This window comes from Pseudacidovorax sp. DMC4 (genome assembly GCF_056314265.1).
The window spans coordinates 16,827-32,537 of sequence record NZ_JBQUYR010000022.1; the positions used below are offsets into that span (position 1 = coordinate 16,827).

At 71.0% G+C, this 15,711-nt stretch carries 15 protein-coding genes; 1 reads left to right on the forward strand and 14 read right to left on the reverse strand.

The genetic code is table 11. The annotated features are described in order from the left end of the window. Nucleotides 1-5: 5 nt before the first annotated feature. The 4 genes from ACT54X_RS27635 to ACT54X_RS27650 form a co-directional block, all read right to left on the reverse strand. Nucleotides 6-650 carry a biliverdin-producing heme oxygenase gene (locus ACT54X_RS27635; RefSeq protein ID WP_354321752.1) on the reverse strand — a complete coding sequence of 215 codons (645 nt, stop codon included), beginning with the start codon at nucleotides 648-650 and terminating at the stop codon, nucleotides 6-8. A 48-nt stretch (nucleotides 651-698) separates the two neighbouring features. After that, nucleotides 699-1,313 carry a peroxidase-related enzyme gene (locus tag ACT54X_RS27640; RefSeq protein ID WP_476349786.1) on the reverse strand — a complete coding sequence of 205 codons (615 nt, stop codon included), beginning with the start codon at nucleotides 1,311-1,313 and terminating at the stop codon, nucleotides 699-701. A 300-nt stretch (nucleotides 1,314-1,613) separates the two neighbouring features. Beyond that, nucleotides 1,614-2,378, reverse strand: coding sequence for an ethanolamine ammonia-lyase subunit EutC (gene eutC / locus ACT54X_RS27645; RefSeq protein ID WP_476349788.1), 765 nt, complete (start codon nucleotides 2,376-2,378; stop codon nucleotides 1,614-1,616). A gap of 71 nt (nucleotides 2,379-2,449) precedes the next feature. Beyond that, nucleotides 2,450-3,850, reverse strand: a complete 1,401-nt coding sequence (locus tag ACT54X_RS27650; RefSeq protein WP_476349790.1) for an ethanolamine ammonia-lyase subunit EutB — start codon at nucleotides 3,848-3,850, stop codon at nucleotides 2,450-2,452. Nucleotides 3,851-4,042: 192 nt separating this feature from the next. On the opposite strand from ACT54X_RS27650, the gene ACT54X_RS27655 reads away from it, so the two are divergent. Then, nucleotides 4,043-4,465, forward strand: a complete 423-nt coding sequence (locus tag ACT54X_RS27655; protein ID WP_294378233.1) for an FKBP-type peptidyl-prolyl cis-trans isomerase — start codon at nucleotides 4,043-4,045, stop codon at nucleotides 4,463-4,465. A gap of 27 nt (nucleotides 4,466-4,492) precedes the next feature. Here ACT54X_RS27655 and ACT54X_RS27660 read toward each other — a convergent pair whose 3' ends face one another. From ACT54X_RS27660 to ACT54X_RS27705, 10 genes are all read right to left on the reverse strand, one after another. After that, nucleotides 4,493-5,836: an MATE family efflux transporter gene (locus ACT54X_RS27660; RefSeq protein ID WP_294378234.1), complete on the reverse strand. Its 1,344-nt coding sequence runs from the start codon at nucleotides 5,834-5,836 to the stop codon at nucleotides 4,493-4,495. Beyond that, on the reverse strand, nucleotides 5,833-7,566 hold the full coding sequence (locus ACT54X_RS27665) for a hypothetical protein (RefSeq protein ID WP_294378236.1): 1,734 nt from the start codon (nucleotides 7,564-7,566) through the stop codon (nucleotides 5,833-5,835). Before ACT54X_RS27665 ends, ACT54X_RS27660 begins: the two co-directional genes overlap by 4 nt. A gap of 139 nt (nucleotides 7,567-7,705) precedes the next feature. Then, complete coding sequence (locus tag ACT54X_RS27670) at nucleotides 7,706-7,969, reverse strand: type B 50S ribosomal protein L31 (RefSeq protein WP_076504690.1); 264 nt, start codon at nucleotides 7,967-7,969, stop codon at nucleotides 7,706-7,708. Between the two features lie 125 nt (nucleotides 7,970-8,094). Then, nucleotides 8,095-9,399, reverse strand: coding sequence for an ArgE/DapE family deacylase (locus ACT54X_RS27675; RefSeq protein WP_476349793.1), 1,305 nt, complete (start codon nucleotides 9,397-9,399; stop codon nucleotides 8,095-8,097). A gap of 14 nt (nucleotides 9,400-9,413) precedes the next feature. Next, a complete protein-coding gene (locus ACT54X_RS27680; protein ID WP_476349794.1) occupies nucleotides 9,414-10,688 on the reverse strand; it encodes an aspartate aminotransferase family protein in 1,275 nt (424 codons plus the stop codon). Between the two features lie 21 nt (nucleotides 10,689-10,709). Further along, nucleotides 10,710-11,744 carry a phosphotransferase gene (locus ACT54X_RS27685; RefSeq protein WP_476349796.1) on the reverse strand — a complete coding sequence of 345 codons (1,035 nt, stop codon included), beginning with the start codon at nucleotides 11,742-11,744 and terminating at the stop codon, nucleotides 10,710-10,712. A 176-nt stretch (nucleotides 11,745-11,920) separates the two neighbouring features. Then, nucleotides 11,921-12,949 carry a histone deacetylase family protein gene (locus ACT54X_RS27690; protein WP_476349798.1) on the reverse strand — a complete coding sequence of 343 codons (1,029 nt, stop codon included), beginning with the start codon at nucleotides 12,947-12,949 and terminating at the stop codon, nucleotides 11,921-11,923. Nucleotides 12,950-12,997: 48 nt separating this feature from the next. After that, the gene (locus ACT54X_RS27695; protein ID WP_294378263.1) at nucleotides 12,998-13,687 is read right to left on the reverse strand and encodes a GntR family transcriptional regulator; all 690 of its coding nucleotides are present in this window, start codon (nucleotides 13,685-13,687) and stop codon (nucleotides 12,998-13,000) included. After that, entirely contained in the window at nucleotides 13,684-14,607 is a 924-nt protein-coding gene (locus ACT54X_RS27700; RefSeq protein WP_294378265.1) for a DMT family transporter, read from the reverse strand. Before ACT54X_RS27700 ends, ACT54X_RS27695 begins: the two co-directional genes overlap by 4 nt. A 43-nt stretch (nucleotides 14,608-14,650) precedes the next feature. Beyond that, nucleotides 14,651-15,703 (reverse strand): histone deacetylase family protein, encoded by a 1,053-nt coding sequence (locus tag ACT54X_RS27705; RefSeq protein WP_476349801.1) that lies wholly within the window; start codon nucleotides 15,701-15,703, stop codon nucleotides 14,651-14,653. Between the last annotated feature and the right edge of the window lie 8 nt (nucleotides 15,704-15,711).

The window sequence follows — 15,711 nt, forward strand, 5'->3', positions numbered from 1 at the left end:
CTTCTTCACTCCCGATGCGCGCGAACAGCGGAAGCCGGCATGGCCTGGGCCGCGGACAGCGCCTCGTGACACAGCAGCAGGAGTTCGAAGGCCCGCCGTGCCGCAGCCGCGGCTGCATCCAGCCGGGCGTCGCTGTGCAGTGCGGTCCGGAGCTCGGCAATGAAGAGTTTCCACCTCGGACCCGTGTCGGCCCCGCTCCCACGCAGATAGTTCAGCGCCAGCGGCGCCATCGCAGGTCCCAGCCGCTTGCGCAGCACCTGGCCACCCAGCCGGGAGCCTTCCAGCACATACGCGAGTCCCCAGTCTGAACCTTCGGCCTGGAACAGGGGTTCCCGCGCAGCCGCCAGATCGATGCGTGGCGCACGCTGGCCCAGCAGGTCCTGGGCCTCGGCCAGCTCTGCATCCAGGGCGCCTCGCTCCTCCTCCAGGCGCGGCAAATCGGCGCCGGACCGCTGAAGCAGGTCGACCCAGCCGCGCAGCAATGCAAGGTGCCGGAGGTAGTCGACCGGACCGGCGCCCTCGCGTGCGATGGGCAGCCCCGTATCGAGCCGGGCATGCAGTGACGAGGTCGCTTCGCGCAGGCGCTGCAGGGGATCGGTGGCCGCAGCCGTGGGGGAATGGGCCGAGGCGGCGGAGGGCGCAGAGATCATGGAGGACGCGAGCGGGTGTGGCCAGCCATCATAGGCAGGCGGCCTCCGTCATCCTTGCTGCGGGGGCTTGTCGGCCGGCTTCTCGCGCGGCACCCGGCCCATCAGGAAGAACTCCGGATTCGGCTGCATGCCGCTGAAGCTGGCCAGCCGGTTCGACAGGCCGAAGAAGGCGGTGATGGCGGCGATGTCCCAGATGTCCTCGTCGTCGAAGCCGTGGGCATGCAGGGCGGCGAAGTCGGCCTCGTCGACCTCGTGCGACCGCTCGCACACCTTCATCGCAAAGGCCAGCATGGCGCGCTGGCGCTCGGAGATGTCGGCCTTGCGCCAGTTGACGGCCACCTGGTCGGCCACGAGCGGCTTCTTCTCGTAGATGCGAAGCAGCGCACCGTGCGCCACCACGCAGTAGAGGCACTGGTTGGCCGCGCTGGTGGTGGTGACGATCATCTCGCGGTCGCCTTTGCTGAGTGCGCTGGTGCGGCCCACGCTCTCGGGCTCCATCAGCGCATCGTGGTAGGCGAAGAAGGCGCGCCACTCGGCGGGGCGGCGGGCCAGCGCCAGGAAGACGTTGGGCACGAAGCCTGCCTTTTCCTGCACGGCCAGAATGCGGGCGCGGATGTCCTCGGGGACCTGGTCGAGTTCGGCAAGCGGGTAGCGTTGGCTCATGGCGGATGTCTCCTGTCTCGTTGGAGCTGTGTGGTCCAGCGTTCGATCATAGGCAGCGGAGACTGGGGCCGCGGTCGCGCGGATTGCGCCCGGGCGCAGGGCCTGCGGCGTTGGCTATGGCTGCGATGAGGACGTTCGAATTCACAGCGCAGGACCTGCTGCCTAGCATTGACGTCCATGAACACCGCCATCACCGCTCCCCGTCGCCTCCTCGGTCTCGTCATCAACGCCGGCGGCCTCGCCGTCGGCATCGCGCATGGCCTGAGCCTGCTGCGCTGACGCGCCAGGCGAAGCCCGGCGTCAGTCGATGCGCGGCGGGCGGTCGTCGTCGAGCACCGCGTCGTCGCTTTCGTCCTTGAGCTGAACGCCGGTCAGGCCACGTCGCAGCGCCTCGCGCACCAGCCAGCCGAGCTTGAAGGCGGCCGCCTCGTAGCCCAGGCCCTCCGGACGTACGTTCGAGATGCAGTTGCGCTGCGCGTCATGTCGCCCGCGTTGTGGTTCGTGGGTGAGGTAGATGCCCAGGCTGTCCGGGCTGGAGAGGCCAGGCCGCTCGCCGATCAGGATCGCGCCGAGGCGCGCGCCCAGGGCCTCGCCCACCTCGTCGGCCAGTGCGACGCGCGCCTGCGTCGCCACGACGACGGGCGCGATGCGCAGGTCGGTCGGCAACTGCGCGCGAAGGGCGGCCAGCAGCGGCCGCGCATGGCGCTCGATGGCCAACGACGACAGGCCGTCGCCCACCATCAGGCAGAGATCGCAGCCTCGTTCCGGACGCCCGCGCAGGGCCTCGGCGTCGGCCGGGTCCAGGCTGCGGCCCAGGTCGGGCCGGCGCAGGTAGGTGGCCCGGTCGGGCGCCTGGCTGCGGGCACGCAGGACGGACCAGCCGTCTTCTTCGAGCGACCGGGCGAGCGCGTCGGCGTCCAGCGCCGCATGGATGGCATCGCGCGCCATGGCATGCGCCCAGCCGAAGCGCAGCGTCTCGTCGGTGGGCATGCCGCTGCCGGCGCGGCCGAGGGCCAGCCGGGCGGGCGTGGCGGCGCGCCAGGCCTGCCAGGGGTCGGGCGTCACGGGCGGGGCAGATCGGTCTTCTGCTGGAGTAACCCGGGTAGAGGCTTGGGTCGGTTCGTTCGATGCGGTGCTCATGCGGCGGCTCCCAGAAGGCGCAGCCGCTGCATGCCCTGCTGCAGCATCGGTGCAGGCCCTGGCACCAAGCGGCCATCGGCACCGGTGATGCCCATGTGCTGAAGCCAAGCCTCGAACTCGGGTGCGCGCTTCAAGCCCAGGGTGTCGCGCAGGAACAGAGCGTCGTGGAAGGACGTGCTCTGGTAGTTGAGCATCACGTCGTCCGCCCCCGGCACGCCGATCAGGAAGGTGAGCCCAGCCGTGGCCAGCAGCACCAGCAGCGTGTCCATGTCGTCCTGATCGGCCTCGGCATGGTTGGTGTAGCAGACGTCGCAGCCGATGGGCAGGCCCAGCAGCTTGCCGCAGAAATGGTCTTCCAGCCCGGCGCGGATGATCTGCTTGCCGTCGAACAGGTATTCCGGCCCGATGAATCCCACGACGGTGTTGACCAGCAGCGGCCGGTAGCGCCGCGCCAGCGCATAGGCCCGCGCCTCGCAGGTCTGCTGGTCGACGCCGTGGTGCGCATTGGCCGACAGCGCGCTGCCCTGGCCGGTCTCGAAGTACATGACGTTGTCGCCCAGCGTGCCGCGGCCCAGTGCGCGGGCGGCTTCGCAGGCCTCGTCCAGCAGTTCGGGCGTGACGCCGAAGGAGAGGTTGGCCTTCTCGGTGCCGGCGATGGACTGGAACACCAGGTCCACCGGCGCGGCCCGTTCCATGAGCTTCATCGTGTTGGTCACATGGGTGAGCACGCAGCTCTGGGTGGGAATGGCAAAGCGCTCGATGACCTCGGCCAGCATGTGCTGCAGCCGCTCGAGCACCGGCAGGCTGTCGGAGACAGGGTTGACGCCGATCACCGCATCGCCTGCGCCGTAGAGCAGTCCGTCCAGCGTGGAGGCGGCGATGCCGCGCAGGTCATCGGTCGGATGGTTAGGCTGCAGCCGGACGGCCAGATGGCCGGGAAGACCGAGGGTGTTGCGGAAGCGGCTGGTGACCCGGCACTTGCGCGCGACGACGATCAGGTCCTGGTTGCGCATGATCTTGGAGACGGCAGCCACCATCTCCGGCGTGAGCCCGGGCGCCAGCGCGGTCAGCGCCGCGGTGTCCGCCGCATCGGACAGCAGCCAGTTGCGGAAATCGCCCACGGTGCGATGCGCGACCGGTGCGAAGGCGGCCGCGTCATGGCCGTCGAGGATCAACCGGGTGATGTTGTCCTCTTCGTAGGGCACCAGCGCCTCGCTGAGGAACTGCTTGAGCGGCGTGTCGGCCAGCACATGCCGCGCCGCCATCCGTTGCTGCGCGGTGGCGGCGCCGACGCCGGCCAAGTAGTCGCCCGAACGTGCCGGGCTGGCACAGGCCATCACCTGGCGGAGATCGTCGAAGTCGAAGACCTGATGCTGGATCGTCGTGCGGTAGCGCATGGGCGGTGTCGGTGGGCGAGGGGCCGGCCGTGGCGGGAGACCGACGCATGATCGCGCTTGCCGCCCGGCTGCCGGGTAGGACAAGCGATGCAGGTTCCGGGCCCGCGCTCGGCCTGACCTGCTGCGGCGGGGGCGCAGAGAGCGTCAGGGGCGCGGCTTATGATCCGCCGCTTTTCCACCTCGGGAGAGCCCATGACCATCGTTTCGCGTGCCCTCGGCGCCGCTGCCGCCACCCTTCTCTTCGCCTGTGGCGCTGTCCACGCCCAGAGCGCCGCCGTCACCACGCCCAGCGGCCTGGTCTACCAGAGCGTCAAGGAGGGCACCGGCCCCAGCCCCTCGGCGACCGACACAGTGCGGGTGCACTACCGCGGCACCTTCCCGGACAGCGGCAAGGAATTCGACAGCTCCTATGCCCGCAACCAGCCGGCCGAGTTCCCGCTCAACCGCGTGATTCCGTGCTGGACCGAGGGACTGCAGAAGATGAAGGTGGGCGGCAAGGCCAAGCTGGTGTGCCCGCCGGCCATCGCCTACGGCAGCCGCGGCGCGGGCGGGGTGATCCCACCCAATGCCACGCTGAACTTCGAGGTCGAATTGCTGGGTATCCAGGGCCGCTGAGCCCCGGCGGCCCGCCGCCGTTCAGGTTCAGCGGCGGCCTGCGCGGCCCACCGCAAGCCGCAGCAGCGCCAGCAGGATCAACGCCGCGGCGCCCAATGCCGCGGCCGCCATGATCCAGAACGCCAGCGGCGAATGTTGCGCCGGCCTGGGCCCGAGGCCGTGGTAGGCCAGCCAGTAGCCGCCGCCCAGCCCCACGCCCCACAGCAGGGCGCAGTACACGAGCAGCGGCGCGACCGTGATGCGGAAGCAGCGCAGCACGAAGATGCACAGCGTCTGGGTCGCGTCGGCCAGGTGGTAGGCGGCGCAGGCCGCGAGCAGGCCCGCCGCCAGATGGGCCACGGCCGCCTCGCGCGTGTAGAACTGGACGATGGTGCCGCGCAAAGCCAGCAGCGAGCCGGCCACCATCAACGCGGCCAGCACCGCCATGCCCAGACCCTGCCAGCAGGCGCGCCGCGCCTGGTCCGGCCGGCCGGCGCCCATCCAGTAGCCGACCCGGGCGCTGGTGGCCAGGCCCAGCGAGAGCGGCACCATGTAGGCCACCGCGGTGAGGTTCGATGCGATCTGGTGTGCCGCCGTGGCCGTGCTGCCCAGGCGGGCGATGAACAGGGCCATGAAGGTGAAGGAGCTCACCTCCACCATCACCGACAGCCCCGCCGGCACCCCCAGCCGGGCAAAGGCGCCCAGTTGCGGCCAGTCCGGCCGCTCGGGCCGGCGCCAGAGGCGATAGGGTTGGTATTCGGGGCGGTGGCGCAGCATCAGCACCGCAACGGCCAGCATCAGCCAGTTGACGGTCAGCGTGCCGAGTGCGCAGCCCATCAGGCCCAGTGCGGGCACGCCCAGGCCGCCGAAGGTCAGCCAGATCGACAGCGGCACCTTGACCGCCAGCGCGCCGACCTGCAGCCAGGTGACGAAACTCGGCCGGCCGATGGACTGGTTCAGGGTGGCGTAGATGCGAAACAGCAGCGCCGCCGGCAGGGCCGCGGCCAGCACGGCCAGGTACTGGCCGACCGCGCCCCGCATGGCGGGCGGCACCTCGGTCCAGGCCAGCAGCGGGCCGGGCGACAGCAGCAGCGTCGCGCCGACCGCCGTGGTGGCCGCGCACAGGTACAGCGCCTGCCGCACCGAGCGGCCCATGGCCTCGCGCCGGCCGGCCCCGTGCAGCTCGGCCCAGACCGGCAGCAGCGCCTGCAGTGTGCCGGTCAGCGCCACGAACACGCTGATGAAGATGGCCGCACCGATGGACAGCGCCGCCAGCGCATCCTGGTCGAAGCGGCCGGCGACCACGGTGTCGGTGACGCCGAAGGCCATGGTCGCCATCTGGCCGACCAGCACCGTGCCGGCGTGGCGGGCGATGAGGCGCCGCTCGCTCACTGCGGTGCCTGTCGGCGGAACAGCAGCAGGTCGTCGCTGGGGCTGGTGGGCCGGCGGAAGGTGCCCTCGAAATGCCAGTCGGCCATGCGGACCCGGTTGGGCAGGCTGAACAGGTAGTCCGGATGCACGAGCAGCCAAGTGCACCGGCTGCCGTCGGCCAGCGGTTGCAGCGCCACGCGGCCGTGGTGGCGCAGCGCGGCGATCTGGGCGCGGTTGAGGCCGAGCTCGTCCACGCAGCCGGGCTGCGCGCCCATGCGTTGCGAGAGGGCGCGCACCTGCGGCTCGTAGCTGCGGGCGTAGTCGAGCAGCGGCAGCCACAAGGTCATCAGCAGCAGCCAGCACAGCGCGGCGCCGCCGGCGGGCAGGGCCATCGTCTTCCAGAGCGCGGCGCGGTGTCGCCCGGTGCGCCAGCGCACCAGCCAGGCCCAGGCGATGGTGGCGGCCAGCGCCAGACCGAAGCCGATCCAGGAGAAATCGGGCACGAAGCCCGGCGCCAGCCGGTACACATTGGCGGCGGGTTTGGCCGGCACGCCGGTGTGCAGCGAGATCCAGTACACCCAGATGAACAGCGCCACGCCGCTGAAGAAGAGCAGGGTGAACCAGTCGATCAGCGCCGAGACGCTGCGCCGGAAGGTGGGCAGCGCGAAGGCCGCCAGCGTGGCGAAGGCGGGCAGACCGATCAGCAGGGAGCGTTCGCCGAAGTCCGTGAAGATGGTCGAGAACGAGGCCGCCAGCATGAAGCCCAGGGGCAGCGCCACGTGCCGGGCCGTCAGTTGCCGGCGCCAGCGCCACAGCGTCCAGATCGCCAACGGCCAGGCCGGCCAGGTGAACCAGAGGAAGAGCTTGAGCAGGCCGCGCGCCTCGGCGATGAGGCGCTCGTTGGGGTCGCTGCCGGGCAGGGAGAGGTTCCAGTGGAACTGGCCCAGGGCAGCCGCCACGGCTGCCCCGATCAGTGCCAGGGCGGCCAGGCCGAAGACGCCGGTGCGGTCGTACACCGGACTGGCGTCGCCGTCGGGCTCGCGCTGGCCGAGCAGCCATTCGCGGCAGGCCAGCACCGCGCAGCCACCGCTCAGGATCAGGCCCATGGAGGGCGCACCGCTGAGCGACAGCCCCAGCGTGCCGATGCCGAAGGCGGTGAGGGGCGCTGCGCGCCGATAGGGCAGCGCCGCGGCGCCATAGAACAGCAGCGAGGCAAAGAAGAGCTGTGCCAGCGCCGGCGTGGTTTCATGGCCCAGTTGGGCCAGACCCAGGCTGGCGATCAGTGCGAGCAGCCCGCCATCGGCCACCGCGCGCGCATAGTCCGTCGGCCGGGCCTCCCCGCCGAAGGCAAAGGCCACCGGCTGGGCCCGCGGCGTCCGTGCCAGGTAGTACACGGCATACCAGGTGGCGGTGAAGGTGCACCACAGCATCAGCGCGAACACGATGCGCACCGCCAGGTCGGGCGGCAGCCACGAGGGTGAGAGCTGGATCGCCCAGGCCCCGATCCAGTAGGGCAGCAGGGCCGGAATCTCCGGCCGCAGGCCCAGCAGCAGCGGGTCGAGCCAGCGTGCCAGGCCGCCGCCCTCGGCCAGCGCCGCCATGTAGCCGAAGGAGGCGACATCCGCACTCTTCCACGGCCCCCGGCCCAGCAGGCCGGGCATCAGGTAGGCGGCACACAGCAGCAACAGCGCCGCCCGGGGCAGGCGGCGCACGGCGTTCTGGGCAACGATGGCGGGATTGGGGGGGCTCAATGCGCGGGGCTCACGGTCTGGCGGGCGGGCGTGCGGCCCGGATCATCGGGCGGCGCATGGGGGAAAAAACAAAGGGCAGCACGGAGATCCGGGCTGCCCTCGGTGCACCGCACGGGGCGGCGCTGTGTGCAAAGACGGCTTACTTGGAGGACAGCGCGGTCTTGCCGAACTTGTTGCGGAACTTCTCGACGCGGCCGCCCATGTTGTCCACCGACTTCTGGGTGCCGGTGTAGAAGGGGTGCGACTCGCTGGAGGTGTCCAGCTTGTACAGGGGGTATTCCTTGCCTTCGAAGGTCTCGGTCTCGCGCGTGTTCACGCAGGAGCGGGTGACGAACTTGAAGCCGTTGGACAGGTCCAGGAACAGGACTTCGCGGTAGTCGGGATGGATGCCTTCTTTGGCCATGGTGGTTCCTTGAGCGTCGATGCGGGAGCCACTGTGCACAACCATCGTGCCAGCACTTGCCGCGAAAAGCCCTCGATTCTAGCGCGGCAGTTCACAGAGCGCCAGTGCAGGGCGCGCTCGGCCGCTCAGGCTTCCACCACGCCGCACCAGTCGACGATGAACTGCGCCATGGCGGCCGTCACGCGCTGCATGCTTTCGAGGGAGACAGCCTCGTCGATGCCGTGGATGTGGCGGGCCACGGGCCCGTAGTTGGTCACTGGGATGTCGCTCATCAGCCGGAAGTGCCGGCCATCAGTTGTGGCCGTGCAGGCGAGGCGCGCCGGTGGCTGGCCCGCGATCTTCTCGTGGGCGTCGGCCAGCGTGCGCATGGCGGGCGCCTCCAGGTCGTAGACGCAGCCGGGCGAGCGGTGGCCGCGTGCGTCGATCTCGACCATCAGCGCCGGGTTGAGCGCCTGAGCCTTGGCACGGATGCGCGCGCCGACCTGGGCCTCAACGTCCGCCGGGTCCATGCCGGGGTAGTAGCCGATCCGCAGACCCAGCGTGCAGGTGCAGGGCACGGAAGAATTCCATTCCCCGCCGTCGATCCGGCCCAGGTTGAAGTTGACCGGATGGGCCACGTCGGCGAAGGCGGGGTGGCGGTTCTCGGGACGGTTCCACTCGGCTTCCAGCTCCTTCAGGTCGGCCATGATCGCCATCGCCGCCTCGATGGGGTTGAGCCCCTGGCCCATGTAGGCGACGTGGGCCGGCCGCCCGGTCAGGGTGACGAACAGCCAGCTCACGCCCACCTGGGCGCTCATCAGCGTCTCGCCGAAGGGCTCGGGAATGATGACGGCGTCGAAGTCGTTGAGCTTCGCCTTGGCCCGGGCGGTCTGCAGCGCATGCAGGGTCGCGAGCGTGCCGTTGCCGGTGTTCTCTTCGTCCAGCACGGCGTTGAAGCCGACAGTGCCGGCCGGGGTGAATCCCAGCGTGCGCAGCAACTGGAGCGCCGCCAGCGCGCAGACGATGCCGCCCTTCATGTCGCCGGCGCCGCGGCCATACAGCCAGCCGTCCTCCACGCGCGGCACGTAGGGGCCGGTGGTCCACAGCGATTCCGGGCCGGTCGGCACCACGTCCAGGTGGCCGTTGAAGAGCACCGAGCGGCCTTTGGAACCCGTGGGTGGCAGATGGCGGGCGAGCAGGTTGTGGCGGCCGCCGTCCGGATCGCAAGGGCAGGAGAACAGTGCCAGGCCCTCGATCTGCCGGCTGTCGAGCACGATGCGCTCGCAGTCCAGGCCCATGTCCTGCATCAGGCGTTCCAGGAAGTCGGCAGCCGGTTGCTCGGCGCCGGAAGGGCTGGGCGCAGCAACAAAGGCGCTGAGCGTGTCGATCATCCAGGGCGTCAGGGCCTGGGCCGCGTCGCGCAGCTGGTCGGGGGTCGGGATGGCAGCCATGGGCGGTTCCTGGTTCAGAGTCGGGCCAGCACGTCGTCCAGCGTCTGCACCAGCAGGTCGGCATGGGCACGCTCGAAGACCAGGGGCGGCCGCAGCTTGAGGATGTGGGCCGCTTCGCCCGTGGCGCTGAGCAGCACGCCGGCCTGCCGCAGGCCGTTGACGACGCGCGCCGCCTCGGCCGTGGCCGGCGTGCGGCGGGCGCGGTCGGTGACCAGTTCGACGCCGATGAACAGGCCCGCGCCGCGCACCTGGCCGATCAGCGCATGTTTCTCGGCCAGTTGTCGCAGGCCGGTCATCAGATGGTCGCCGACCGCCTGCGCGTTGGCCTGCAGCCCACCGTCCTGGAGCACATCGAGCACGGCACTTGCCGCTGCCATCGAGACCGGGTTGCCGCCGAAGGTGTTGAAGTAGCGGCACTGCCGGCCGAAGGCTGCCATCACCTCGGGCTGAACGGCCAGGCCCGCGACCGGATGCCCATTGCCCATCGGCTTGCCCATCGTGACGATGTTCGGGACCACGCCGTGCCGCTCGAAGCCCCAGAAGGCCTCGCCGGTGCGTCCGAAGCCGGGCTGCACCTCGTCGGCGATGAACACGCCGCCGGCCTCGCGGATCGCGGCCACGGCTTCCTGCAGGAAGCCGCGCGGGCCGGTGAAGATGCCATCGCTGGAGAAGACCGTGTCCACCAGCAGCGCCGCCGGCCGGATTCCGTCGGCCTGCAGTTCGGCGATGGCGCGCCGCACGCCGTCGGCGAAATGGCCGCCCAGCGTTTCGGCGTCCAGGTCGTCGCCATCGGGCGGGGGCACGGTGCGCACCGCCCGGCCCAACTGCACATAGCGGCCCAGCGAGGGCGAGGCCTCGGCCAGGCTGGCGGTGACGCCGTGGTACGCGAAGCTCGTGATGATCACGCCCTCGCCGCCGGTGTGGGTGCGGGCGATGCGCAGGGCCAGGTCGTTGGCCTCGCTGCCGGTGCAGGTGAAGACGGCATGGCCCAGTTCGGCGGGCATCGTCGCCAGCAGGCGCTCGGCATAGTCGAGCACCCCCTCGTGCAGGTAGCGCGTGTGGGTGTTGAGCGTGGCGGCCTGCCGCGCGATGGCCTCGACCACCTGCGGATGCGCATGGCCCACGCAGACGACGTTGTTGTACGCGTCAAGGTAGCGGCGGCCCTCGGCGTCGAACAGCCACACGCCTTCGCCGCGCACCGGGTGCAGCGGCTCGTCGTAGAACAGTCGGTAGCTGGGGCCGAGCAGTCGGGCGCGGCGTTCGATCAGGTCGGCAGTGGTTGTCGGCATGGGCAGGCGCCTCGGGGTGTGTCAGGGGCAGGCGTGGCGCAGCGCGTCGTCGAGTGCAGTGGCAGGCAGGGCAGCCAGCGCCGCCAGCCGCGCCCAGGAGGCGCCGTTGTTGCGCAGCAGGTACGCCGCATTGGCCGGCTCGCGCGCCGCCCGCCAGCCGCTGATGGCGACCACCATGGCCAGTCGCGTGGCGACCAGGAGCGGCAGCAGCGTCCGCTCTTGCGTCGAAAGCGGCGTGACCGCGTGGTACGCACCGGCGAAGGCCGCGATGCTCTCGGCGGGCGCCTGCGTGTCGAGCTGGTAGGAGGCCGCGACCGCCAGGTCCACGATGCGCGGCGCGGCGACCATGTCGCCGAAGTCCAGGATGCCGACCAGGCGCTCGGGCGCCTGCGGGTCCACCAGCAGGTTGGATGGGTTGAAGTCGTTGTGGATGGGCTGGCGCGGCAGTGTGCGCAGCACCGGCAGCGCGTCGGCGGCAAAGCGGTCCAGCGCCGCCTGGGCGAACGCGCGGCGGGCGGGGTCGTCCACATGCGCCAGCAGGCTGCGGGTGCCGAGGGCGCGTTGAAGGTCCCAGGGCAGGGGCAGTTCGCCCGCGGGATGGGACAGGCCGGCGAGGGCGGCATCCAGCCGGGCGAGCAGCGCGCCCGCGTGGGCGGCCCGGCCCGGGGTGGGCGGAGCCTTGGGCAGGGGCAGGCCCTCGAGGTAGCTGAACAGGCGCACGACGCGGGGGACATTGCCCACCGCGGTGTCCACCACCGAGAACGCGCCGCTGCGCATTGGCAGGAGGCGCTGCACCGGCAGATCCGGAGCCGTCGCTGCAAGGTGCAGCAGCGCCTGCGTCTGGAAGTCGGCGACGGCGGCGCTTTCGACCGGGTGCGACACCTTGAGCATGCAGGGCGCGCCGCCATCCGCAGGCTGGAACAGGAAGTTGGCATCGCGCTCGCCGCCCAGCGGCGTCAGCGTTCCGCTCAGTCCGTAGTGACGCTGGAGCAGGCGCGTGGCCTCGTTCAGATCGACCGGCGCGGGAGGCGCGCACAGAACGGCGGCTTCGGGCAACTGCTCGAAAGCGTCGTCTTCGCTTCCAGTCCGTTCGGGCTGAGCCTGCCGAAGCCGGGTCACATCGGCCGGCGCGCCGTTTCGCCCTTCGACAGGTTCAGGGCGAACGGATCGAGCGCCGTCGGGCGCGCCGGGCGCAGGGCGGACGGGTTGGGAGGTCGGTGGCGCTTGCAGACTCATGCCGCCGCCTCGAAGCCGCCCAGTGCGCTGCGCAGGTTGGGCCCCAGGTCGGGCGACAGGTAGCCGCCTTCCTGCACCAGCACCGTGGGCAGCCCCAGCCGCGCGATCTCCGCCGCGATTCGGGCGAAGCCTTCCGTACTGACCGCGAGTGCCCGGTACGGGTCGTGTTCATGGGCGTCCAGGCCCAGCGCCACCACCACCGCGCCCGGGGCGTAGGCGCGCACCGCGTCCAGAGCACCCCGCAGGGCGACCAGGTAGCCCTCGGTGTCGGTCCCGCGGGCCAGCGGCACATTCAGGTTGAAGCCCAGCCCATCGGCCTCGCCATGCTCGTGCGCATGGCCGGTGAAGAAGGGCGTGCAGAAATGCGGGTCGCCATGCAGCGAGACGGTGAGCACGTCGCGCCGCCGCCAGAAGATGCCCTGGGTGCCGTTGCCGTGGTGCACGTCCACATCGACGATGGCCACGCGGTCGAAGCGCTGGCGCAGGTGCTGCGCGGCGATGGCGGCGTTGTTGAGGTAGGTGAAGCCGTTCGCCCGGTCGGCATAGGCATGGTGGCCGGGCGGGCGGCACAGCGCATAGGCCGCGCGCTCGCCGTCCAGTACCAGTTGGGCCGCATGCGTGGCCGTATGGGCGGACCACACCGCCGCCTCCCAGGTGTGCTGGCCCACCGAGCAGGCCATGTCGCCCAGGTGGTAGCCCGCCTGGCCGACCAGGCTGTCGGGGTAGGTGAAGGGCTGGCCCGGGAAGGGATGCACGTTGGGGATCACCTCGAAGGAGGGATCGTCCAGCTGCTGCCAGCGCGCCCAGGCCGTCTCCAGGAATCGCAGGTACTGCGGCGTGTGGATGGCAGCGCGCGGGCCCGGGCCATGGTCCTCGGGCGCGATGACCTCATGGCCCTGTTCGCGCGCGGCCTGCAGCAGCAAATGAGCGCGCTCGGGCTGCTCGTTGCTGCGCTTGAATTTGCCGCGCACGATGAACTGCTGCGGATCGTGGCCGACGTGGCGGTCGCTGTAGATGACTTTCATGGGCGGTGGACGTCGGTGCGGTGAGGGTCGAGGGAAAAGCGCGTTCGTTCAGCGCGTGGCCAGCCGCAGCCGCGAGACATGCTCGCGTGCGTCCTCCAGGTGGAAGCGCAGCGCCTGCTCTACGGCCGGCGCGTCGCGGCGGCGCAGGGCGTTGGCGATGGGTTCGTGCGTCTGGGCCAGCGAGGCCGGGTCGCCGTAGCTGTCCTCGGTCAGCGCGAGGAACATGCGCACCTCGTTGACCATGTTGGAGAAGAGCTGCTGCAGGTAGTCGTTGCCCGACAGGGCGCAGAGCGCGGCATGGAAGTCCAGGTCCAGCGCCACGCGCTCGGCCTGGCTCAGTGTGGCGGCGCGGGCGACCATGTCGTCCACGCGGCCCGCCATGGCATCGAGCTGCGCGTCGCTGGCGTGGCGGCAGGCCAGCGTGGCGCCCATCACCTCCAGCGTGATGCGCACGGCATAGAGGTCGTCGATCTGCTTGGTGCTGACCGTGCGCACGGTGAAGCCATGGCGAGGGCGCGAGACCAGCAGGCCCAGGCTTTCGAGCCGGCGCGCGGCCTCGCGCACGGGCGCGCGGCTCACGCCCATCTGGCGGGCCAGTTCGGCCTCGACCACGCGGTCGCCGGGGCCGATGCGGCCTTCGAGAATGGCCCGCTGCAGCTCGGCCTGGATCAGCCCGACCAGGTCGGGCGCCTGGATCGAGGCGAAGGCGGGGGCGGATGTGGGCAGGGCGGCGTTCACGCGGTCTCCGGATGTCGTTGTCGTGGCGTTGCGGCGGATCGTGCCAGATACACCCCGGCCACCGCGATGCAGGCCATGCCCGCCATCGCCAGGCCATCGGGCGGGCGATGGAACCAGAAGGCGCTGATCAGCACCGCCAGCAGCAACTGCACATAGTTGAGCGGCGCCAGCGTCGAGGCCTGGGTGCGCCGGAAGGCCGCCAGCAGCAGCAACTGCGCGCCGCCGCTGGCCAGGCCGCCCGCCAGCAGCACCAGGGCCTGCGGCCAGGGCGGCACCTCGACGTCCTCCGAAAGTGCCGTCAGCACCAGCGTGACGGCCAGGCAGACGAAGGCCGCATGCGCGAACTGCACCGGTGCCGGCACCACCCCCGACAGTCGGCGCGTGAAGATCTGGAACAGCGCATAGCCGGTGGCCGACACGGCCATCAGCAGCGTGCCGGCCAGCGGGAGGTCATGTCCCGGCCGGACGATCAGCAGCATGCCCGCAAAGCCGCCCGCCACGGCGAGCCACTGGGCACGGCGCACCCGCTCGCCCAGCAGGCTGGGCGCCAGCGCCACCATCAGCAGCGGCGCCGTGAAGTAGATGGCGGTGGCCTCGGCCAGTGGCATGGTCACCAGCGCCGTCATGAAGCAGGTGGCCACCAGGGCCAGCATGCTGCTTCGCGCCAGCAGCAGGCCCTGGTGCGGCTGGCGCCAGAAGCGCAACTGGCCGTGGCGCAGCAGCAGCCCCAGGCCCACGGTGCTGATGCAGACGTAGCGCGACAGGTTGACGACCACCGGCGCATGGCTGGCGACCATCTGCTTGGCGAAGGCGTCGTAGAAGGCGAAGAGCAGCAGCGCGCCCAGGAAGAGCAGCACACCCGCCCCCGGCCCGTGGCGCCAGTCGGGCAGCGGCGCGGCCGTGGCGGGCAGGGCGCTCATCGGCAAGACCTTTGCACCGCTTGCGGCTGGGCCTGACGGGCGATCACGGATTCAGCCCGGCCAGCAGCGCCGCCAGCCCCGGGCCGAGCGCTTCGACCATGTAGCCGCCTTCCTGCACGATCACCGTCGGCAGGGCCAGCGCGCGCAGGCGCTCGCCGATGGCGCGGTAGGCGTCGAAGTCCAGGCGCAGCACGCTGATCGGGTCGTCGCGGTAGGTGTCGAAACCCATGGGCAGCACCAGCGCCGCGGGAGCGAAGCGCTCGATGGCCGCCACGGCCTCGTCCAGCGCCGCGATGAACTCGGCATTGCCGCTGCCGTGGGCCAGCGGCAGGTTGAGGTTGAAGCCCTCGCCCGCACCCGCGCCACGCTCGTGCGCATAGCCGGTGTAGAAGGGAAAGTAGCCCGCTGGGTCGGCATGGGTGGAGACGGTCAGCACCTCGGCGCTGGCATAGAAGATGTTCTGCGTGCCGTCGCCGTGGTGCGCGTCCACGTCCAGCACGGCCACCTTGCCGAAGTGCTGGCGCAGCGCCTCGGCCGCCACGGCGCTGTTGTTGACGTAGCAGAAGCCGCTGGCGCGGTCGTGGTGCGCATGGTGGCCCGAGGGCCGGCACAGCGCATAGGCCAGCCGCTCGCCACCGGCCACGGCCATGGCCGCCGCATGCGCGGTGTGGGCCGAGCGCAGGATGGAGCGCCAGCTGTGCGGCCCCAGCGGCGAGGCGAGGTCGCCGACGTAGTAGCCGGTCTGCGCCAGCAGCGAGGGGCTGGGGCAGGGCGGACGTCGCTCGCCGGGCGCCACGCCGTAGTAGGGCGACAGGTTGGGCAGGACCTCGATGCCGGGCTCCAGGCCCGGGCGGCCGAGCTTCTGCCAGCTTTCGTAGGCGGCGGACAGGTAGTCCAGGTAGTGCGGCGCATGCACGGCCTCCAGCGGCGCACGGCCGGCCTCGGGCGGCGAATACACGGGGATGCCCTGCGCCAGCAGCGTGGCCTGCAGCGCCTCGGCGCGCGCGGGCAGGTCGGCCGGCTTGTGGATGCGGCCGATGCGCATGTACTGCTGCGGCTGGTGCAGCAACTGGTCGGGGCAGAAGAAGGCCTGCATCGTGGTGT